Source organism: Flavobacterium humidisoli, from assembly GCF_023272795.1.
GTDB classification, from domain to species: domain Bacteria; phylum Bacteroidota; class Bacteroidia; order Flavobacteriales; family Flavobacteriaceae; genus Flavobacterium; species Flavobacterium humidisoli.
The window spans coordinates 389,847-410,019 of the sequence record NZ_CP096829.1 but is presented as its reverse complement, the minus strand read 5'-3'; the positions used below and the strand labels follow the sequence as shown (position 1 = coordinate 410,019).

Annotated in this window: 21 protein-coding genes; 15 read left to right on the top strand and 6 right to left on the bottom strand. The window is 34.6% G+C overall.

The genetic code is table 11. The features are described 5' to 3' along the window. Positions 1–3 precede the first annotated feature (3 nt). Together M0M44_RS02035 and M0M44_RS02030 are read left to right on the top strand one after the other, a co-directional pair. Positions 4–690, top strand: a complete 687-nt coding sequence (locus tag M0M44_RS02035) for a YjjG family noncanonical pyrimidine nucleotidase (RefSeq protein ID WP_248728282.1) — start codon at positions 4–6, stop codon at positions 688–690. After that, a complete protein-coding gene (locus tag M0M44_RS02030; protein ID WP_248728281.1) occupies positions 690–1,442 on the top strand; it encodes a hypothetical protein in 753 nt (250 codons plus the stop codon). The genes M0M44_RS02035 and M0M44_RS02030 overlap by 1 nt, the downstream gene beginning before the upstream one ends. A 14-nt stretch (positions 1,443–1,456) precedes the next feature. On the opposite strand, the gene M0M44_RS02025 is transcribed toward M0M44_RS02030, so the two are convergent. Further along, positions 1,457–2,734 (bottom strand): replication-associated recombination protein A, encoded by a 1,278-nt coding sequence (locus tag M0M44_RS02025; protein WP_248728280.1) that lies wholly within the window; start codon positions 2,732–2,734, stop codon positions 1,457–1,459. Between the two features lie 173 nt (positions 2,735–2,907). On the opposite strand from M0M44_RS02025, the gene M0M44_RS02020 reads away from it, so the two are divergent. Together M0M44_RS02020 and M0M44_RS02015 are read left to right on the top strand one after the other, a co-directional pair. Continuing rightward, positions 2,908–3,672, top strand: a complete 765-nt coding sequence (locus M0M44_RS02020) for a rhomboid family intramembrane serine protease (RefSeq protein ID WP_248728279.1) — start codon at positions 2,908–2,910, stop codon at positions 3,670–3,672. Between the two features lie 57 nt (positions 3,673–3,729). Continuing rightward, entirely contained in the window at positions 3,730–4,233 is a 504-nt protein-coding gene (locus M0M44_RS02015) for a hypothetical protein (RefSeq protein ID WP_248728278.1), read from the top strand. Here M0M44_RS02015 and M0M44_RS02010 read toward each other — a convergent pair whose 3' ends face one another. From M0M44_RS02010 to M0M44_RS01990, 5 genes are all read right to left on the bottom strand, one after another. Continuing rightward, on the bottom strand, positions 4,234–5,037 hold the full coding sequence (locus tag M0M44_RS02010) for a DUF2490 domain-containing protein (RefSeq protein ID WP_248728277.1): 804 nt from the start codon (positions 5,035–5,037) through the stop codon (positions 4,234–4,236). A 52-nt stretch (positions 5,038–5,089) separates the two neighbouring features. Beyond that, a complete protein-coding gene (rlmB, locus tag M0M44_RS02005; protein ID WP_248728276.1) occupies positions 5,090–5,824 on the bottom strand; it encodes a 23S rRNA (guanosine(2251)-2'-O)-methyltransferase RlmB in 735 nt (244 codons plus the stop codon). Between the two features lie 84 nt (positions 5,825–5,908). Further along, positions 5,909–7,351, bottom strand: coding sequence for a SusD/RagB family nutrient-binding outer membrane lipoprotein (locus tag M0M44_RS02000; protein ID WP_248728275.1), 1,443 nt, complete (start codon positions 7,349–7,351; stop codon positions 5,909–5,911). A 1-nt stretch (position 7,352) separates the two neighbouring features. Further along, positions 7,353–10,583 carry a SusC/RagA family TonB-linked outer membrane protein gene (locus M0M44_RS01995; RefSeq protein ID WP_248728274.1) on the bottom strand — a complete coding sequence of 1,077 codons (3,231 nt, stop codon included), beginning with the start codon at positions 10,581–10,583 and terminating at the stop codon, positions 7,353–7,355. Between the two features lie 84 nt (positions 10,584–10,667). Then, complete coding sequence (locus M0M44_RS01990; RefSeq protein ID WP_248728273.1) at positions 10,668–12,368, bottom strand: BamA/TamA family outer membrane protein; 1,701 nt, start codon at positions 12,366–12,368, stop codon at positions 10,668–10,670. Between the two features lie 182 nt (positions 12,369–12,550). Here M0M44_RS01990 and rpsL point away from each other — a divergent pair, with 182 nt between their 5' ends. From rpsL to rpsC, 11 genes are all read left to right on the top strand, one after another. Next, on the top strand, positions 12,551–12,934 hold the full coding sequence (gene rpsL / locus M0M44_RS01985) for a 30S ribosomal protein S12 (protein ID WP_007136570.1): 384 nt from the start codon (positions 12,551–12,553) through the stop codon (positions 12,932–12,934). Positions 12,935–12,958: 24 nt separating this feature from the next. Beyond that, the gene (gene rpsG / locus M0M44_RS01980) at positions 12,959–13,435 is read left to right on the top strand and encodes a 30S ribosomal protein S7 (RefSeq protein WP_026727879.1); all 477 of its coding nucleotides are present in this window, start codon (positions 12,959–12,961) and stop codon (positions 13,433–13,435) included. Between the two features lie 11 nt (positions 13,436–13,446). Continuing rightward, on the top strand, positions 13,447–15,603 hold the full coding sequence (fusA, locus tag M0M44_RS01975) for an elongation factor G (RefSeq protein ID WP_111364460.1): 2,157 nt from the start codon (positions 13,447–13,449) through the stop codon (positions 15,601–15,603). A 10-nt stretch (positions 15,604–15,613) separates the two neighbouring features. Beyond that, positions 15,614–15,919: a 30S ribosomal protein S10 gene (gene rpsJ, locus M0M44_RS01970; RefSeq protein WP_007803605.1), complete on the top strand. Its 306-nt coding sequence runs from the start codon at positions 15,614–15,616 to the stop codon at positions 15,917–15,919. Between the two features lie 404 nt (positions 15,920–16,323). Continuing rightward, positions 16,324–16,941 carry a 50S ribosomal protein L3 gene (gene rplC, locus M0M44_RS01965; protein WP_248728272.1) on the top strand — a complete coding sequence of 206 codons (618 nt, stop codon included), beginning with the start codon at positions 16,324–16,326 and terminating at the stop codon, positions 16,939–16,941. Further along, positions 16,941–17,570, top strand: coding sequence for a 50S ribosomal protein L4 (gene rplD / locus M0M44_RS01960; protein WP_111379744.1), 630 nt, complete (start codon positions 16,941–16,943; stop codon positions 17,568–17,570). The genes rplC and rplD overlap by 1 nt, the downstream gene beginning before the upstream one ends. A 7-nt stretch (positions 17,571–17,577) precedes the next feature. Beyond that, entirely contained in the window at positions 17,578–17,868 is a 291-nt protein-coding gene (rplW, locus tag M0M44_RS01955; protein WP_008464286.1) for a 50S ribosomal protein L23, read from the top strand. Between the two features lie 9 nt (positions 17,869–17,877). Continuing rightward, positions 17,878–18,702, top strand: a complete 825-nt coding sequence (gene rplB / locus M0M44_RS01950) for a 50S ribosomal protein L2 (RefSeq protein WP_008464287.1) — start codon at positions 17,878–17,880, stop codon at positions 18,700–18,702. 6 nt (positions 18,703–18,708) lie between these two features. Beyond that, a complete protein-coding gene (rpsS, locus tag M0M44_RS01945; RefSeq protein WP_008464288.1) occupies positions 18,709–18,987 on the top strand; it encodes a 30S ribosomal protein S19 in 279 nt (92 codons plus the stop codon). Positions 18,988–18,995: 8 nt separating this feature from the next. Beyond that, complete coding sequence (rplV, locus tag M0M44_RS01940; RefSeq protein WP_007803631.1) at positions 18,996–19,409, top strand: 50S ribosomal protein L22; 414 nt, start codon at positions 18,996–18,998, stop codon at positions 19,407–19,409. A 5-nt stretch (positions 19,410–19,414) separates the two neighbouring features. Continuing rightward, complete coding sequence (gene rpsC, locus M0M44_RS01935) at positions 19,415–20,173, top strand: 30S ribosomal protein S3 (RefSeq protein ID WP_008464292.1); 759 nt, start codon at positions 19,415–19,417, stop codon at positions 20,171–20,173.

The following is a 20,173-nucleotide window of genomic DNA, read 5'->3' as shown; positions in this document are numbered from 1 at the left end:
TACATGAACACCAATATTACCGACATCTTTTTCGATTTAGATCACACGCTTTGGGATTTTGATAAAAACTCAGAAATGGCTTTTGATCGAATTTTCAAAACTAAGTATCAAGAAATCGTTACTCAAGATTTTATTAAACAATATATTCCGATCAATCAAGAATGTTGGAGATTGTATCAGAATGATAAAATTACACATCAGGAGTTGCGCTATAATCGTTTGAAGTTTTCATTCGACGCTTTGAATTATGTAATTTCAGAAGAGAATATTTTAGAAATTGCCAACGACTATATCGAGTTTCTTACCGACAACAATTATCTTTTTGATGGAGCAATTGAAGTTTTGGAATATTTAAAGCCTAAGTATAAGCTTCATATTATAACAAACGGATTTGCTCATGTTCAGGAAAAGAAAATCAATAATGCTTCACTTGGGGGATATTTCAGCACAATTACAAATTCGGAATTAGCTGGAGTTAAAAAGCCAAATAGTATTATATTTGACTATGCATTAAAATTAGCCAATACATCAAAAGAAAGCAGTATCATGATCGGAGATGATTTTGAAGCTGATGTAAACGGAGCTTTAAATGCTGGCATAGATGCTATTTTCTTTAATGAAAAACGAGTGGACGTTTCCGAAAATTATAAACAAATTAACCATTTATTAGAACTAAAAAAATATTTATAATGATGAGAATTAAAATTTTACTTACTGCAATTTTATGTTCAGTTGTTGGATTTGCACAGTCTATTAATGATTACAAAGCTGTAATTATTCCTCTGAAATATGAGTTTATGAAGACAGATAATCAATATCGTTTGGCAACTTTAAGTAAACAAAATTTGACTAAAGCGGGTTTAGAAGCTTTTTATTCAAATGAACAACTTCCTGAGGGATATACAGACCGTTGCCAGGTTTTATATATGGACGTAGTAAGAGATAATGCTTTCTTGGTAACAAAACTTATTATACAATTTAAAGATTGTTTTGGACAAGTAGTTTTTACTTCAGAAGCAGGAAAAAGTAGAGAGAAAGAATATGAAGTGGCTTATAAAGAAGCATTAGACAATGCCTTTAAGTCAGTTTATGCTTTACGTTATAAGTATAGCGGAAATTCGGTTGCGACTGCAAAAACGTCTGCTCCTGTAAAAGCTGCTGTGGCAACAACAGTAGTTGCAACTCCAGTTGCTACTGCATCTTCGCCAGATTTGAAAGATCCAAATTTGTTATATGCTCAACCAACAGAATCTGGTTACCAATTGATTGATAAAACACCAAAGGTAGTTATGAAGCTTCTTAAAACTTCTCAACCAAATGTTTATATCGCTATAAAAGATAATGTTCAAGGTTCGTTAATCTTAAAAGAAGATGGACAGTGGTACTTTGAATCTTATCAAAATGATAAATTAGTTTCAGAAAAAATTGTAGTTAAATTCTAAATACAAAATACGGTTTAATAACCGTATTTATCTTTCCAGCGGTTCTTTAAAAATTCGCGGGTGCTGTTCTCTCTAGAATTGTTTCCGGGATTATAAAGAACCGTTTCTTTTATGGCATCTGGAAGGAATTCTTGTTCGGCAAAATTATTTGCATAATCGTGCGAATACTTGTATTCATCTCCGTATCCTAATTCCTTCATCAGTTTAGTAGGAGCATTTCGCAAATGAATAGGAACAGGCAAATCGCCAGTTTGTTTAACCAGTTGTTGTGCGTTGCCAATTGCCATATAAGAAGCGTTGCTTTTTGGCGAAGTGGCCAAATAAATTGCACATTGGCTTAAAATGATTCGGCTTTCCGGATATCCAATTGTTGTAACAGCTTGAAAAGTATTATTAGCCATTATAAGAGCGGTTGGGTTAGCATTGCCAATATCTTCACTTGCCAAAATAAGCATTCTTCTGGCAATAAATTTAACCTCTTCTCCGCCTTCGATCATTCTTGCCAACCAATAAACGGCTCCGTTAGGGTCGCTACCGCGAATAGATTTAATAAACGCAGAAACAATATCGTAGTGCTGTTCGCCCGTTTTGTCATAAAGAACGGTGTTTTGTTGTACAAGTTCAAAAACACGGTCATTGGTAATGGTAATTTCATCACCAGCTGAAGCATTAACGACAAGTTCAAATACATTTAGGAGTTTTCTTCCGTCACCGCCAGAGATACGCAATAAAGCTTCTGTTTCTTTTAGATTTATTTTTTTTGTTAGTAAATAGGCATCGGTTTTCATTGCACGTTGCAAAAGAGCTTCTAGATCTGCTTTTGTAAATGCATTTAGTATATAAACCTGGCAACGTGACAATAATGCAGGAATGACTTCAAAACTTGGATTTTCGGTTGTCGCACCGACCAAAGTTATCCAGCCTTTTTCTACAGCAGCCAAAAGTGAATCTTGCTGTGACTTACTAAATCGATGAATCTCATCGATAAACAGAATAGGGTTTTTAGCAGTAAAAAGTCCTCCACTTTGTTTTGCCTTTTCTATAACATCACGAATATCTTTTACGCCAGAATTTATAGCGCTTAAAATATAAAAAGGTCTTTTGGATTCCTGAGCAATGATTTGGGCCAATGTTGTTTTTCCCGTACCAGGTGGTCCCCAAAAAATCAATGAAGGAATAATTCCTTTTGAAATTTGCTGTGTTAAGGAACCAGTTGGTCCAACCAAATGGTGTTGGCTTATATAATCTTCTAATTTCTGCGGACGAATACGCTCTGCTAAAGGTGCTTCCATATTACAAAATTACTATTTTAAGATTTAAATTTCATTCATTCAAAAGTTAAAACAGTTTGCAGAGAGAACGATTGTTCTGATTTGAGACAATTTTAAATTTTGATATGACAAAATATCAGTAAAATATTTTTGGATAGTTTTTTGAGTCCTGTTAATTGTTATTTTATGAATATATGAACGATACTAATTTTAAGTTTTCAAATTCGGTTATTGGACTTCCGATGTTTTTTGTCCTTTTTTTATGGATAGTATATTGGCTTCAGATCCGTTTTGATTTTGATTTTTATCGATACGGAATTTATCCTCGGGATTTTATTGGAATTCGAGGTATTTTATTTAGTCCGTTCATTCATGAAAATTTAGATCATTTGTATAATAATAGTATTCCGCTTGTAATACTATTGGCGGCGATGCAGTTTTTTTATCCAAAACAAACATTAGGTGTTATAAGCTACGGGATTCTCTTTTCGGGATTAATTACTTGGGTTGTTGGAAGAGAAAATTTTCATATCGGCGCCAGCGGATTAATTTATGTTTTAGTTAGTTTTATTTTCTTTAAGGGTATTCAGACTAAATATTATAGATTGGTGGCATTATCCTTAACCGTGATTTTACTTTATGGCGGAATGATATGGTATGTTTTTCCAGATGTTGATCAATCTATTTCTTGGGAAGGGCATTTGGCTGGACTTATTACCGGTTTTGTTTTGACCTTATTTTATAAAGCACCCGAATATGCAAAGCCAATTGTTTACGATTGGCAGCGTCCAGATTTTGATCCGGGCAGCGATCCTTTTATGAAGCATTTTGATGAAAATGGAAATTTCGTTACTTTTTCCCATGAGGAAGAACAGGATCAGATAGATTATTTTTCATCTAGTCATCCAGTAAATTATATTGTAGTTAAAAAAAGAGATCAAGAAGAAACCGATGAATAATTTTCTTTGAAATAAAAAAAGTAAATTTGTTAGTGTAACAATTTAATTTTGAGCGCTATGAAAATGAAATTTCTACTTTTGTTTTTTAGTTTTGTTTTTACTGGGAAAGGAATTGCTCAATGCGAGATAAAAAATAGGGTACAGGCAGATGGAAGTATGATTTACTATTTTGAGCCAGCAGTTTTTTATACTACGAAATCAAAATCCTTGAAAATTAATATTGTTACAGATAAAGAAAATTATTTTGTTGCCCTGCAACCGACACCGTTTCCAGAAAAGAAAGTTGGAAAAAAGATCAAGGATGATTTAATAATTCATCTGGCGGATAACAAAACATATAATTTAGCGCATTACGATACACAATATCGACGTAACGATTCTATAATGCAAGTTCTCTATTTGATAGACAATAAAGATCTTGAAGCGTTTTCTAATTACGAAGCTATTACTGCTGAAATCAATATGCAAGGAACTGAATTTGTGAGAAGCTATAACTTTAAGCTTCACAAAGACGCTATCATCGAACAGCTTAAATGTTTTTTAAAGAAAGAAGAAAACTAATTATTCTTCATCCTTTATTTCAGGATGCTTTTTGGCTTCGATTTTCTTTTTAAGATTTCGAATAAGATTATTGAAAGTTATAGTAAGCGATGCAGCGTTTGTTGTCTGATTACCTTTGTTTCGTGGAAGATATTCGTTGCAATAGGTTAGTTCCACCTGAAAATCATCCGAAAATAAATATCCGGCTCCAATATTTAAACGATTCCGATCAAAAAAACTTTCACCAGTAACTTTTGCTCCAGATTTGAAATAAAGCTCATCTGACGCAATCGCATATACAACACCGCTTCTTAATATTTTACTATTGATTGGTTGTATATATTTAATTTGCTGTCTATATCGAAGAACATTTTCATAATCATCATCCTCATTTCTCATATGACGGAATTCAGTACGCATTCTTGTGCTTAAAGTATATCCCTTTTTATGAAAGTAATAAATTCCTTGAAGAGCAAAGCGTGTTTCGGGAGATTCAAATTGACCAATTTCTGGAACATCTCTATTGTTGAAATAAGCGATGAAAGCAGAGAACTTCCATCTGGGAGAAAAGTAATAATGTCCCCAACCTCTAATGGATCTTTGAATAGTGTTATCAAATAAATTTGGAGATGATTCTTTACTGCTATAAGCAGCGGCAACATCTATTTCTGTTGCCCATTTTTTGCTTAAAGTTTGGTTGAATTGGATTTCATTCCAAAATTGATTATACGTAGTATTTTGTCCGTAGCTGTTTGTAATTAGTAAAATTACAAACAGGCAGCGGAATATTGTAACTTTTGATTTTGAATTAGATTTTGAAAGCATTAATTAAAGGTATTTAATTATTTCATTCGCATCATAATCTCTCAATGTGTTTTTAGGTTCTTTGTCGAACAGCTTCGTATAGAAAAGCACCACAGGCAACAGATACGTTTAATGAGCCAATTGTGCCAAACATTGGTAATTTGGCTTTTTCGTCTACTATTTTTAAAACAGAAGGATTTATTCCTCGATCTTCAGATCCCATAATAATAGCCAATGGTTCTGATAGTGATATGTCGTATATGTTTTGATCTGTTTTTTCAGTTGCAGCAACTGTTTTTATACCAGAACCTTGCAAATAAAAAATAGCATCTTTTATATGTTCAACTTTGCAAATAGGTACATTGAATACAGCTCCAGCAGAAGTCTTAACCGTATCTCCATTAACGGGTGCCGAACCTGCTTTTTGTATAATGATTCCATTTACACCAGTACATTCAGCAGTTCTAATAATAGCACCAAAATTTCTAGCGTCTGATACCTGATCTAATATTAGAAAAAGAGGTTTTTGACCTGATTCAATTGTAGACTCAACTAAATGTTCTAAATCAATAAAACCGATAGGGGAGATGGTTGCTACTGCACCTTGGTGATTATTTGGAGTAAGGCGGTTTAGTTTTTCTACAGGTACATAAGAGAAGTTAACGTTTGCACGTTTCATTACCTTCATTAAATCCTTCATAAGTTCGCCAGAAATGTCTTTCTGTATGAAAACTTTATCTACTTCTTTTCCTGCTTGAATTGCCTCTATGATGGCTCTAATGCCAAATATTTGATGTTCTTTTTCCATTGGACAAATATAGGTAATATGTTTATATAAAAAAACCGCCCTGAATTAACAGAGCGGTTTTGATATATTGTTTTTCAGAATAAATTAGAATTTATCCCAGAAAACGTGAACTTTAAGTTTGTTTCCTCCAATTGCAGTAGAAGCAGCAGCCCAATTTGCATTGTTTACTGTTTGCTCGTTGATTGGATAAGTATAACGTTTTGGAATTTCTCCTTCAGCAGCAGCAACAGCGTTAGCAGGTGCAACTAAAGCAGGGAAATCTAATCTTCTGTAAGAGTTCCAAGATTCGAACGGTCTGTTGAAGAAAGCAATCCAAGCTTGTTTACCGATTTTTTCTTTGTAAGTTGTTCCTGAAGCAGTAGCATAAGCTACTTCTGGTTTAGCTAAGTAAGCAGCAGCTTCACTTGCAATTCCCCAGTTTTCGAAAGAAGCAGTAATCGCTCTGTTATAGTAGTACTCAGCAGTATTTCCAACAGCATATCCTCTTGCAGCAGCTTCAGCTAAGTAGAAGTTAGATTCAGTAGCCTCAGCTAATAAACCTGGGAAATCAGCAGCTTTTAACTTATCTCCAATAGCAGAGAAATTTTGGTAAACGTTAGTTGGACCATTAAGACCTCCTTTGTAAGATCCGTCAGGCATTGCATTGAAATAAATAGCTCTTCTTGGATCTTCTAAAGCGTTCATTGCATTAACAATAGTTTCAGAAGCAACGAAGTCATTACGGTTACTAGCTACTAAGTTAGCAAAGATAGGATTGTACATTGGAGCAGCTCCTGGATAGTCGAAAGTTGCATTTTGAGTATTGTTTAAGATAACTCCAGCATTGTAAGCACTTTCAACTGTACTTTTAGAAAGTGCAGCATCAGCATCAGCTAAATTCAAACCAATTTTTAATTTCAAAGTGTTAGCAAAAAGTTTCCATTTTGCTACATCACCTCCATAAATAAAGTCAGCAGAACCAAAAGAATCAGCACTAGTATCTAATTGAGCAATAGCTGCATCTAATCTAGTGATTAATTTAGGGTAAATAGCTGCATCATCTTCGTATTTAGGTAAAATTACTTCTTTTACTTTTAATGCGTCAGTATAAGGAACATCTCCATAAGTATCCACTAAAACTTGGAAAGTGTAAACTTGTAGGATTTCAATTAAAGCAATTTTATTTTTCTGTACGGCAGCATCACCTGTTTCAGTTAAAATTACTTCTTTTGAAGTTTGTAAGTTCCCTAATGTACTTCTATATAATGCATTCCAGTGTCCGTCTCCAATTCTTCTTGTAGTAATATTGAATCTGGCTTCTGTATTATATTGAGTTGCAGCCCAATATTGAGATGCATATCTTAGGATACTTAAGTTAACACTTGGAGTTACTAGTTGATCTGTCAACTCTTTTTCAGCATTTGTGAAAAGCGTCTCAGAAGGCACATCGTAAGATTTGTCCTGGTCATTGTTGTATGTAGGATCATCACTTACACAGCTTGTCATAAATAATGACAATGCTGTTATTGAGAGGATTAATTTTTTCATCTTAGAAAGTCGCTTTAATATTAAATGAGTATACTTTTGTTGTTGGCATTACACCTGATTGAAAACCTTGAATGTTTCCAGATGATTGTCCAGCTTCTGGGTCAGCATACGGTAAATTTTTGTGAATAATCCAAAGATTATTTCCTAATAAACTAAATGAGATTGATTTAGCCATTGTTTTGTCTAAGAATTTAGACGGTACATTGTATGTGAAACCAACTTCTCTTAATTTTACGTAAGATGCATCGTAGATGAATTTTTTGTTCGGCTCAACTTCAACACCAAAACCAGCTCCTACCATGTTTGCAGGGATTCTAGATTGGTTTGGAGTACCATCTTCGTAAACTCCATCAAGGATAATACCTCCACCATTAGCGATAGAGTTTCTTAATGGGTTTCCTAAGTCGTTAAGACCAGCAGTTTCTGGGTAAAGACCTGTGTATTGTCCGTAAGCTTGATCTAGAGAATAAACACTTCCTCCTTTTTTCATATCGATTAAGAAGTTTAAAGAGAAATCTTTATAGTTTAATCTGTTAGAAAGACCTCCGATCCAGTCAGCTTGGATGTTTCCAATTACTTTATCAGTAGCAAGTAGGTAGTAACCATCTTCGTCAACTGTTTTGTTTCCGTTTGCATCATATACGTAGTCTGTTCCTCTCATTGTACCGTATGGTTGACCAACAGTAGCATTTAAAGAAACTCCATTTTGCCATGAAGCTAATTGTAAGTTATCTCTTCCTTGGTTCAAAGAAACAACTTTGTTTCTGTTTCTTGACCAGTTTACGCCAACTTGCCATTCGAAATCTTTAGTTTTAACTGGTGAACCAAATAAAGATACCTCCACACCATTGTTTTGCATTTCTCCAGCATTAATTTGTGAAGTTGCATATCCTGTAGAAGTAGATTGCGGTACGTTGAAAATTTGGTCTGTAGTGTTAGATTGGTAAACAGATACGTCAAAGCTTAATCTGTTTTTGAACATCGCTGCCTCAACACCAAACTCCCAGCTTTTTAATTTTTCAGATCTTAAATTTTTAAAATCAACAAAAGTAGAACTGTTAGCGAACATTAAGTTACCGCCAATTAATCCATTATTAACTTTTGCACCAATTAAACCAGCAGCAGGGTCATTACCTACAACTGCGTAGTTAGCTCTAAGTTTTAAGTTGTTTAACCAATCTTGTTTGATTAACTCAGATGCAATGAAACTTGTTCCAAGTGACCAGTAATCATATTTGTTGTTGTTTTGTGGTAAAGCAGTAGATTGATCTCTTCTGTATGAACCTTCAACGAAAACGATTCTGTTGTAGTCAATAGAACCTTGAGTATAAAGACCTAATTTGTTGTAGTTGATTTCTTGCTCTAATGGAGCAACAAATGACATTGAATTTGCTAAAGTAAACAATCCAGGAGCTACTAAACCTCCAGTTGTTGATCCGTCGAATGAATCTACGTGAGATTTGATGAAAGTTGATCCACCTAAAAGTTTTGCTGAAATTTTTTCAGAGATTTTTAGATCGTAAGTTGCAATGAAATCGTAAGTTGTCTGTAAGAAACTTCTTGTGTATAGCTCGTATCCTGAAGTTTCATCAAGAGCTTGTAAACCAAACTCTTCAGCGTGGCTTCCTTTTTCTTTTCTTAATTCTTGTCTGTCATTAGAAGTATCAACAGTAACACGTCCTAAAACATTAAAGTTTTTTGTTATATCGTAAGAGATATTAGCACCTGCAAGAACTCTCGTTCTGTCATCAGAAGAGTAGTTTTTGTAACGGTCAAAGTATGGGTTGTTCCAATAAGCTGGAGCAAAATTTCCAGATAATGGATCATTCATGTTCCAAGTAACGTTTTGTCCGTTTAATTGGTATGCTTGTTTTAAGTCTCTAACATCAACGTTAGTTTGCCACCATTGTCTGAAACCAGTTAAGATGTTATCTCCATAACCTGTACTGTTTCTACCTACTGTAGATTGGTCAGAGAATGTGAAGAATGCAGTTGTTTTAATTTTATCTGATAAGTTTCTTGAGAAACTACCATTGATAATATTTCTGTTTAATCTACTGTTTGGTAAAATTCCAGATTCATTGTTGTTAGTGTAGCTAAAGTTGTAAGATCCTTTTTCGTCTCCACCACTTAAACCAATGTTGTTAACTGTGCTGAAAGATTTTTGGAAGAATTTACCAGGATCATTAGCAGCAGCAACCCATGGAGTAGCTTTACCATAATTAGCGTTACCTGGAGCAAAAGCAGTCCATTGGAACACGTTTAAACTTGGGTCGAAAGCATTACCGAAAGATGAATCGGCAGTCATATCAACAACTTGATCAGGAATACCATCTCCGTTAGCATCTGCTGTGTAGAAACTATCGTTTGGTCCTGAATAACCATTAGCTCCGTAACCTTTTTGGTACTTAATGAAAGTATCTTTGTCATAAGAACCCATAGAAGTTGTAGAACTGAAACTTACTCCTAAAGCGCTGTTTTTCTTACCTTTTTTAGTAGTAATCATAATCGCACCATTCGCAGCCTGGCTACCATATAATGCAGTTGCAGCAGCACCTTTAAGTACTGTAATAGATTCAATGTTGTTTGGGTCAATATCAGAAGCAGAGTTACCAAAGTCAAAACCTTGTCTTCCACTTTTTGCTGATGCTGAGTTTAAGTTATCATTGCTGATAGCAACACCATCAACAACCATTAATGCTTGGTTGTTTCCAGTTAAACTTTTTGATCCACGAAGTACGATGTTGGTAGATCCACCAAAGTTAGAGTTAGTTTTAACCTCTAAACCTGCAACTTTACCTGATAAGTTGTTTAGGAAGTTGTTTGTTGGTGTTGAGTTAACTGTTTTTTCATCAAGTTTTTGTGATGAGTAACCTAAAGATTTTTTCTCTCTTTTGATACCTAAAGCTGTTGTTACTACAACTGCTTCAAGTTCTTGTGCATCACCTGATAATTTAACATTAACTACAGATGAGCTTGCAGCTACTTCTTGGGTTTTCATTCCAATGTAGCTAAATACCAAAACTTGGCTTGAAGATGCTTTAATAGAATATTTTCCATCAAAATCAGTTTGTGTTCCAGTTTTGCTTCCTTTCACTAATACACTTACCCCCTGTAAAGGCATACCTGTATTATCGGAAACTGTTCCTGAAACAGCTCTTTCTTGCGCAAATGTCAATTGCGCAACTAGTACTAATAAAAGCACTAAGAATCCATTGAACTTTAGTTTCATTTTTAAATATTTTGAATTAGTATCGCAGAACTCTTAATAATTTGTTAACTTTCCTAATAAAAAAAATATTTTTTTTGGTAAACCCTAAAATTTAACATTATAACATATGTTTACGATAGTGTTATATAATTGTATTTCCTGTTGATTTTGCTGTCCATTCGTGAGAATAATTCGTAAAATTCCGTTTTTTGTTTCTATTCCCACACCTATACCGATTCCTATTAAATTCTTAATTTTTTTAGGATTTGAAATATTGGTTAAGTCTTGATATATAGCATAATCAGCTATAGAATGGATGTATGCGCTTTTTGAGAATAGATATCTGTATTCTGTAAGAATTGCAGAGTAAAAATTTGCTTGAAGGCTATTTTCGGAAAATCCTCTAATTGAATTCATTCCGCCAAATCGAAATAATTCATTAGAAATGTAATTTTTGCTATCCAAATAGAAATTCTGAGAATTTATATTAATGAAATTCTTGTTATTAAGCTCGAAATTATACGTTGCATTTAGATTTATATAAAATTGTTTGCTTGGATCTGCCGTTTCCGGATCGTTATTTGTTTCTCTTTTTCCAAGGCCTATTATCGAATTTAAAAAAGCTTTTCCAGGCATGAGGCTATTGTTGGAGTCTGTTTTTTTGTATTCGTATGTTGAAGTAAAGTATGAATTGTTGAAATCGCTAATAGTAGAATTGTTGATGTTTTGAATATCGCTTGATTCGGTTGATTGGTAGCCGAGATAGATCTTGGAATTGTAATTTAAATAATAACCAAGATTGATGTCTGTTTTAGTGTTCTGAAATGTGCTGTCTTGTTTGAAGATGTTTAATTGTGCTTTAATTCCAAGAGAAGATTGGAATAGATATGGAATTTCAAGTTTGGTGTTGAAGGTTTTTTGTTGGTTTCCATCGCTTTTCCAATAAAGAGAAAATTTTTCGCCAGCTCGTAGTATGTTTGTTAAAGAAATATCCAAATAGCCATTTAGAATTAACTTTTTGTTTTCATCATTTGAAAAACCAATATATCCATCAAAGTTATTAGCTTTTCTTTTGTCAAGATAAGTGTAGATTTTGGTAGAATCTGATGTGAATAAGATTTCTGGATATTTGGGCTGCGAAACAAATTCAAAACTATTGATGTCGTCATAAAGTTTTTTGACGGTTTCTTGATTAAAAGTTTTGTTAAGGTATTTTTTGTTTAATTGCTTAAGTGCTCCTTTTGGGAAATAATCTTTCGAAGAAGAATTCGTGTAGTTTACAATAATGGAATTTAAAGTTCTTTTTTTTTCGGAATCAAAATTTAAGTCGGCGTAAATTGTTGAATTCTTTTTTTTGATGTTTTCAAGCTTGATTTTAGAAAAAGCAAATCCTGCTTTTTCGTTGTCTGATATTTGTTGATTTAAGAAATTTTCAAGTTCTGTATAGGGTATGATTATGCTGTCTTTTGCTGTTTTTTTTGAGTTGTAAAAAAAACTATTTATACCTATATATATATGTATCTCCTTTATTCTAGTTTGCAGGTCTATTAAAATAGCATAAGTGCTGTCGTTTATCTTTTTGTTTTCTAATGTTTTAGAGTCTATGTAGCCTTGTTTTGCTAGTTTGTTTGTTACTGTTGCAATCTCATTGTTTAGTGATTTTATATTTGAATGTTTTTTTATGTAAAAAATCGAGTCAATAGTTTGATTTTGTTTTTTGTTTATTCCGTTTATATTAAGGTAGAAAGATTGCGCAAAACAATTTGAGGATAGTAGTAAAATAAGTATGTAATGTAATTGTTTCAAAAGCAATTGTTTTGTCGGTTAAATGTAAAGCAAATATCTAATGTTTCTTTGTGAAATCATAGATATAAATAATGTTGTTGAAAATTAATGATTTAACGTTTGTATACTGAAATTTATTTTATACATTTGCAACCCCGTAAAAAGCGGGAATTTAATAAACATAATAATTTTTAGTATTAATTATGCCAACAATTCAACAATTAGTAAGAACAGGAAGAACTCAGATCACTAAGAAGAGTAAATCGGTTGCTTTAGATTCTTGTCCTCAAAGAAGAGGGGTTTGTACGCGTGTTTACACTACTACACCAAAAAAACCAAACTCTGCAATGCGTAAAGTTGCGCGTGTGCGTTTGACAAATGGTAATGAGGTGAATGCTTACATCCCTGGAGAAGGACATAATCTACAAGAGCACTCGATAGTATTAGTGCGAGGTGGAAGGGTAAAAGATTTACCAGGTGTTAGATATCATATCGTTCGTGGAGCTCTTGATACGTCAGGTGTTGCAGGAAGAACGCAAAGAAGATCTAAGTACGGTGCTAAACGCCCAAAAGAAGCAAAAAAGTAATTTAAAAACTTTTAAGAAAAAGACATGAGAAAAAGAGCGGCAAAGAAAAGACCACTTTTACCGGATCCAAGGTTTAATGACCAATTAGTAACACGTTTTGTGAATAACTTAATGTGGGATGGTAAGAAATCTACAGCTTTTAAAGTATTTTATGATGCTATTGATATCATCGAAACTAAAAAGCAAAATGATGAGAAAACTTCATTAGAGATCTGGAAAGATGCTTTAACAAACGTTATGCCTCACGTAGAAGTACGTAGCCGTAGAGTTGGTGGAGCTACATTCCAAATCCCAATGCAAATTCGTCCAGACAGAAAAATTTCTATGGCAATGAAGTGGTTGATACTTTATTCAAGAAGAAGAAATGAAAAATCTATGGCACAACGTTTAGCTTCAGAGTGTTTAGCTGCTGCTAAAGAAGAAGGTGCTGCAGTTAAGAAAAGAATGGATACTCACAAAATGGCAGAAGCTAACAAAGCATTCTCTCATTTTAGATTTTAATTCGTAAAGAAATGGCTAGAGATTTAAAATATACAAGAAATATCGGAATCGCTGCTCACATTGATGCTGGTAAGACAACAACAACTGAGCGTATTCTTTTTTATACTGGAAAGTCACACAAAATTGGTGAGGTGCACGATGGTGCTGCAACAATGGACTGGATGGCTCAAGAGCAAGAAAGAGGTATTACAATTACTTCTGCTGCTACAACTTGTACTTGGAATTTTCCAACTGTACAAGGTAAAGTTATTCCAGAATCATTACCATACCACTTTAATATTATTGATACTCCTGGACACGTTGACTTTACTGTAGAGGTAAACCGTTCTTTACGTGTACTTGATGGTTTGGTTTTCTTATTTAGTGCTGTTGATGGTGTTGAGCCTCAATCTGAAACTAACTGGAGACTTGCTGATCAATATAGAGTTCCTCGTATGGGATTCGTAAATAAAATGGACCGTCAAGGTGCTAACTTTTTAGCTGTATGCGGACAGGTTAAAGATATGTTGAAATCGAATGCGGTTGCAATTACTTTGCCTATTGGTGATGAGGCAGATTTTAAAGGTATTGTTGACTTAGTTAAGAATCAGGCTATTGTATGGCATGATGAAACTCAAGGAGCTACTTTTGATATCGTTGATATCCCAGCTGATATGGTTGATGATGTTAAGCATTACCGTTCTATTCTTATCGAGGAGATTGCTACTTATGATGAAAATCTTTTAGATAAGTATATGGAGGATGAGAACTCTATTACTGAAGAAGAGATTAACAATGCGTTGAGAGCTGCTACTATTGATATGGCTATCATTCCAATGCTTGCTGGTTCTTCTTTTAAAAACAAAGGAGTTCAATTTATGTTAGATGCTGTTTGTAAGTATTTGCCATCTCCATTGGATAAAGAAGGTATTGAGGGAATTCACCCTGACGATGCTGAATTATTAGAAGAAGATCAAACTAAAATCTTACGTCGCCCAGATGTAAAAGAGCCGTTTGCTGCTTTGGCATTTAAAATTGCTACTGACCCATTCGTAGGTCGTTTAGCTTTCTTCCGTGCTTACTCTGGACGTTTAGATGCTGGTTCTTATGTTTTAAATACTCGTTCTGGTAATAAAGAGAGAATCTCTCGTATTTACCAAATGCACGCTAATAAGCAAAATCCAATCGAATTTATTGAGGCTGGAGATATTGGAGCTGCTGTAGGATTTAAAGATATCAAAACTGGAGATACTTTGTGTGATGAGAAGAGTCCAATTATCTTGGAATCTATGAAATTCCCAGAGCCAGTAATTGGTATCGCTATTGAGCCTAAAACTAAAGCTGACGTTGATAAAATGGGTATGGCTTTGGCTAAATTAGCTGAGGAAGATCCGACGTTTACTGTAAGAACTGATGAAGCTTCAGGTCAGACTATTATTTCTGGTATGGGTGAGCTTCACTTAGATATCTTAGTTGATCGTATGAAGCGTGAGTTTAAAGTAGAGGTTAATCAAGGTGAGCCACAAGTAGAGTACAAAGAGGCGTTTACTAAATCTGCTCAACATAGAGAAACTTATAAGAAACAATCTGGAGGTCGTGGTAAATTCGGTGATATCGTATTTAGAATCGAGCCTGCTGATGAAGTTGATGGTAAAGTTCCTGTGGGATTACAGTTCGTTAATGAGGTAAAAGGTGGTAACGTTCCTAAAGAATATATCCCTGCTGTTGAAAAAGGTTTCCGTGAGGCTATGAAAACAGGTCCTTTAGCTGGATATGCTGTTGATAGTTTGAAGGTGACTTTGTTAGACGGATCTTTCCACCCTGTGGATTCTGATGCTCTTTCTTTTGAATTAGCTGCAAGAATGGGTTATAAAGAATCTGGACGTGCTGCTGGAGCTGTTATTCTTGAGCCAATCATGAAAATCGAAGTTATCACTCCAGAAGAAAACATGGGTGATATCGTAGGTGACTTGAACCGTCGTAGAGGTCAAGTTAATGATATGGGTGATAGAAATGGTGCTAAAACGATTAAAGCTGATGTGCCTTTATCAGAAATGTTTGGTTATGTAACTACATTGAGAACATTGTCTTCTGGTAGAGCGACTTCAACAATGGAGTTTTCTCACTATGCAGAAACACCTTCTAATATTTCAGAAGAGGTAATCAAAAAAGCAAAAGGTAACGCTTAATTTTAAGAAAATGAGTCAAAAAATCAGAATAAAACTAAAATCTTACGATCACATGTTGGTAGATAAATCTGCTGAAAAGATCGTGAAAACAGTAAAAACTACTGGAGCGGTTGTAACGGGTCCAATTCCGTTGCCAACTCACAAAAAACTTTTCACTGTATTACGTTCTCCGCACGTTAATAAAAAAGCGAGAGAGCAATTTGAAGTAATGTCATACAAGAGATTGATTGATATTTATTCATCTTCATCAAAAACTATTGATGCTTTAATGAAACTTGAATTGCCAAGTGGAGTTGAAGTAGAGATTAAAGTATAATTTTTTTATATTTTTTCATATAAAAAGCGAGGCATTTTTTGTCTCGCTTTTTTTGTTTTCAAAAGTTGTTTTTAGTTTGTGAAATTTAATCTTTTGTTATTTGTAAAATCTTTTTGTTTTTTATAAAGTCCTTTGTTTTAAAGGGATGCAAGTTTCTTTTGTTGTGATTTTATTAATTAATTGTTACGTGTAGAATGTTTGAAGATTGAAAAAATAGATTGAAATTTTGTTGCAAGTGGGGTTTGTTTTGACGGTCTTTTGATGCTTGGATTTTGATTATGAGCGATTTAATTTTTGAAACTGTTTGGTATATTCGTTTTTAATGTCTACTTTTGCACTCCCTGTTTGGAAATTTCTGTTATTTTCAAATTGAAGGGAATTTTAGTAATTAATAATTAATATTTATGTCTGGGTTAATTGGTAAGAAAATCGGCATGACTAGTATCTTTGATGAAAACGGGAAAAACATTCCTTGTACAGTAATCGAAGCTGGCCCATGCGTTGTTACCCAAGTCAGAACCAAAGAGGTTGACGGGTATGAAGCGTTGCAACTTGGTTTCGATGACAAAAACGAGAAACATTCTACTAAAGCTGCTTTAGGGCACTTTAAAAAAGCGGGAACTGTTGCTAAGAAAAAAGTCGTTGAATTTCAGGATTTTGCAACTGAACAAAAATTAGGAGATCTTGTAGATGTTACTATTTTTGAAGAAGGGGAATTTGTGGATGTACAAGGTGTGTCTAAAGGTAAAGGTTTCCAAGGTGTTGTTAAACGTCACGGTTTTGGTGGTGTTGGACAAGCTACTCATGGTCAGCACAACCGTTTAAGAGCGCCAGGTTCTGTAGGAGCTTCTTCTTATCCATCTAGAGTATTCAAAGGAATGCGTATGGCTGGAAGAATGGGAGGAGAAAATGTAAAAATTCAAAACCTTAGAGTTTTAAAAGTAGTTGCTGATAAGAATCTACTTGTTGTTAAAGGATGTGTTCCTGGGCACAAAAACTCTTATGTAATCATTCAGAAGTAATGGAAGTAAAAGTATTAGATTTCAACGGAAAAGATACTGGTAGAAAAGTTCAACTTTCTGATTCAGTATTCGCAATTGAGCCAAACAATCACGCAGTATATCTTGATGTTAAGCAATATCTTGCTAATCAAAGACAAGGTACTCACAAAGCTAAAGAAAGAGCTGAAGTAACTGGAAGTACTCGTAAGATTAAAAAACAAAAAGGAACTGGTACTGCACGTGCAGGAAGTGTTAAGAATCCATTGTTTAAAGGTGGTGGAACAGTTTTCGGACCAAGACCAAGAAGTTATTCATTCAAATTGAATAAAGGCTTAAAGAGATTAGCTAGAAAATCAGCTTTCTCAATCAAAGCAAAAGAGTCAAATATCGTAGTTTTAGAAGACTTTAATTTTGAAGCGCCAAACACTAAAAATTTCATTAACGTTTTGAAAGCTTTAGGGTTAGAGAATAAAAAATCTTTATTTGTGTTGGGTGAGTCAAATAAAAATGTATATTTGTCGTCACGTAATTTAAAGGCTTCAAACGTCGTAACTAGCTCAGAATTAAGCACTTACGCAATATTAAATGCTAATAATTTAGTGCTTTTGGAAGGTTCTTTAGAGTTAATTGAAGAAAATTTAAGTAAATAATAGGAATATGAGCATTATTATTAGACCTATAGTAACGGAAAAAGTAACCAAAGAAAGTGAAGTTCTAAACCGCTTCGGATTCGTTGTTAACAAAAAAGCAAACAAAGTTGAGATTAAGAAAGCTGTTGAGGCTGCTTATGGAGTAACTATCGTTTCTGTTAATACAATGAATGTGAGACCAGATAGATCTACTAAATACACTAAAAGTGGTTTAATCAGTGGAAAGACAAATGCTTACAAAAAAGCAATTGTACAAGTACAAGAAGGAGAAACAATTGATTTTTACAACAATATCTAAGATAGAAAAATGTCAGTAAGAAAATTAAAACCTATTACCCCGGGTCAGCGATTTAGAGTTGTGAATGGTTATGACGCTATTACAACTGATAAGCCGGAACGCTCATTGATAGCGCCGATAAAAAACTCTGGAGGTAGAAATAGTCAAGGAAAGATGACCATGCGTTATACGGGTGGTGGTCACAAGCAGAGATATCGTATTATTGATTTCAAAAGAACTAAAGATGGAATTCCAGCTACAGTGAAATCAATTGAATACGATCCAAATCGTACTGCATTTATCGCTTTATTAGCTTACGCTGATGGAGAGAAAACTTATATTATCGCACAAAACGGATTGAAAGTTGGTCAGAAATTAGTTTCTGGGCCAGAGTCTCAACCAGAAATCGGTAATACATTACCTTTAAGCAGAATTCCTCTTGGAACTGTTATATCTTGTATTGAGTTACGTCCAGGACAAGGAGCTGTTATCGCTCGTTCAGCTGGAACTTTTGCTCAGTTAATGGCAAGAGACGGGAAATATGCAACAATTAAAATGCCTTCTGGTGAGACAAGATTAATCTTGTTAACTTGTTCGGCTACAATTGGAGCTGTTTCTAATTCTGACCACCAATTAGTTGTATCTGGAAAAGCAGGTAGAACAAGATGGTTAGGAAGAAGACCTAGAACTAGACCAGTAGCGATGAACCCAGTTGATCACCCTATGGGAGGTGGTGAAGGACGTTCTTCTGGAGGGCACCCACGTTCAAGAAACGGATTGCCAGCTAAAGGTTACAGAACTCGTTCTAAGAAAAACCCGAGTAACAAGTATATCGTAGAACGTAGAAAGAAATAATAAGATATGGCACGTTCATTAAAAAAAGGACCTTTCGTTCATTATAAATTAGACAAGAAAGTTCAAGAAAACGTAGAAAGTGGTAAAAATGCAGTTGTTAAGACTTGGTCTAGAGCTTCAATGATTACTCCAGATTTCGTTGGACAAACTATCGCAGTTCATAACGGTCGTCAATTTGTACCAGTTTACGTAACAGAAAACATGGTAGGTCACAAATTAGGAGAGTTTTCGCCAACTAGATCTTTTAGAGGTCATGCTGGAGCAAAAAATAAAGGTAAAAAATAAAAGAAGCAATGGGAGTTCGTAAAAGAGAAACAGCAGATGCGAGAAAAGAGGCTAATAAGTCTATCGCTTTCGCAAAATTGAATAACTGCCCTACTTCACCTAGAAAAATGCGCTTAGTAGCGGACTTGGTAAGAGGTCAGAAGGTAGAAAGAGCACTTAACATTTTAAGATTCAGTTCTAAAGAAGCTTCAAGAAAATTAGAAAAACTATTATTATCTGCAATCAATAACTGGGAGCAAAAAAATAGTGAAGGTAATTTAGAAGAGGCTGGATTATTTGTTAAAGAGATCAGAGTAGATGGTGGAATGATGTTAAAAAGACTTCGTCCAGCTCCACAAGGTCGTGCACACAGAATAAGAAAACGTTCTAATCACGTAACAATCGTGCTTGGAGCTATCAATAACACACAAAGCAATTCTTAAGCAGCATGGGACAAAAGACAAATCCAATTGGAAATAGACTTGGTATCATCAGAGGATGGGACTCAAACTGGTATGGTGGAAATGATTACGGTGATAAACTTGCCGAAGATCACAAAATCAGAAAGTATATCCACGCTCGTTTATCAAAAGCTAGTGTATCAAAAGTAATCATCGAGAGAACTTTAAAACTTGTAACCGTTACTATCACTACTGCTAGACCTGGTATCATTATCGGAAAAGGTGGGCAAGAGGTAGACAAGTTAAAAGAAGAACTTAAGAAAGTTACTGACAAAGAGGTTCAAATCAACATCTTTGAAATCAAAAGACCTGAGTTAGATGCTTATCTTGTGGCGACAAGCATCGCTCGTCAAATCGAAAGCCGTATTTCTTACAGACGTGCAATCAAAATGGCTATTGCTGCTTCTATGCGTATGAACGCTGAAGGTATCAAAGTTTTGATTTCTGGTCGTTTGAATGGTGCTGAGATGGCGCGTTCGGAAGGTTTCAAAGAAGGTAGAATTCCTCTATCAACTTTCAGAGCTGACATTGATTATGCACTTGCTGAAGCTCATACTACTTACGGTAGAATGGGTATCAAAGTGTGGATCATGAAAGGTGAAGTTTACGGTAAGAGAGAACTTTCTCCACTTGCTGGAATGGACAAAAAACAATCTGGTACAGGTGGTGGAAAAGGTGGAGATGCTCCTAGAGGCAAATCTAACTTTAACAAAGGTGGAAAACCAGACGCTCGTAAAAGAAAGTAA

Bases quoted from the DNA above. Each gene is read 5' to 3' on its own strand.
- rplB (WP_008464287.1), top strand. From the start codon at position 17,878: ATGTCAGTAAGAAAATTAAAACCTATTACCCCGGGTCAGCGATTTAGA.
- rplW (WP_008464286.1), top strand. From the start codon at position 17,578: ATGAGCATTATTATTAGACCTATAGTAACGGAAAAAGTAACCAAAGAA.
- rplC (WP_248728272.1), top strand. From the start codon at position 16,324: ATGTCTGGGTTAATTGGTAAGAAAATCGGCATGACTAGTATCTTTGAT.
- M0M44_RS02025 (WP_248728280.1), bottom strand. From the start codon at position 2,734: ATGGAAGCACCTTTAGCAGAGCGTATTCGTCCGCAGAAATTAGAAGAT.
- M0M44_RS02035 (WP_248728282.1), top strand. From the start codon at position 4: ATGAACACCAATATTACCGACATCTTTTTCGATTTAGATCACACGCTT.
- rpsG (WP_026727879.1), top strand. From the start codon at position 12,959: ATGAGAAAAAGAGCGGCAAAGAAAAGACCACTTTTACCGGATCCAAGG.
- rpsC (WP_008464292.1), top strand. From the start codon at position 19,415: ATGGGACAAAAGACAAATCCAATTGGAAATAGACTTGGTATCATCAGA.
- M0M44_RS02010 (WP_248728277.1), bottom strand. From the start codon at position 5,037: ATGCTTTCAAAATCTAATTCAAAATCAAAAGTTACAATATTCCGCTGC.
- M0M44_RS01995 (WP_248728274.1), bottom strand. From the start codon at position 10,583: ATGAAACTAAAGTTCAATGGATTCTTAGTGCTTTTATTAGTACTAGTT.
- M0M44_RS02000 (WP_248728275.1), bottom strand. From the start codon at position 7,351: ATGAAAAAATTAATCCTCTCAATAACAGCATTGTCATTATTTATGACA.
- M0M44_RS02020 (WP_248728279.1), top strand. From the start codon at position 2,908: ATGAACGATACTAATTTTAAGTTTTCAAATTCGGTTATTGGACTTCCG.
- M0M44_RS02015 (WP_248728278.1), top strand. From the start codon at position 3,730: ATGAAAATGAAATTTCTACTTTTGTTTTTTAGTTTTGTTTTTACTGGG.
- rplD (WP_111379744.1), top strand. From the start codon at position 16,941: ATGGAAGTAAAAGTATTAGATTTCAACGGAAAAGATACTGGTAGAAAA.
- fusA (WP_111364460.1), top strand. From the start codon at position 13,447: ATGGCTAGAGATTTAAAATATACAAGAAATATCGGAATCGCTGCTCAC.
- rpsJ (WP_007803605.1), top strand. From the start codon at position 15,614: ATGAGTCAAAAAATCAGAATAAAACTAAAATCTTACGATCACATGTTG.
- rpsL (WP_007136570.1), top strand. From the start codon at position 12,551: ATGCCAACAATTCAACAATTAGTAAGAACAGGAAGAACTCAGATCACT.
- rpsS (WP_008464288.1), top strand. From the start codon at position 18,709: ATGGCACGTTCATTAAAAAAAGGACCTTTCGTTCATTATAAATTAGAC.
- rlmB (WP_248728276.1), bottom strand. From the start codon at position 5,824: ATGGAAAAAGAACATCAAATATTTGGCATTAGAGCCATCATAGAGGCA.
- M0M44_RS02030 (WP_248728281.1), top strand. From the start codon at position 690: ATGATGAGAATTAAAATTTTACTTACTGCAATTTTATGTTCAGTTGTT.
- rplV (WP_007803631.1), top strand. From the start codon at position 18,996: ATGGGAGTTCGTAAAAGAGAAACAGCAGATGCGAGAAAAGAGGCTAAT.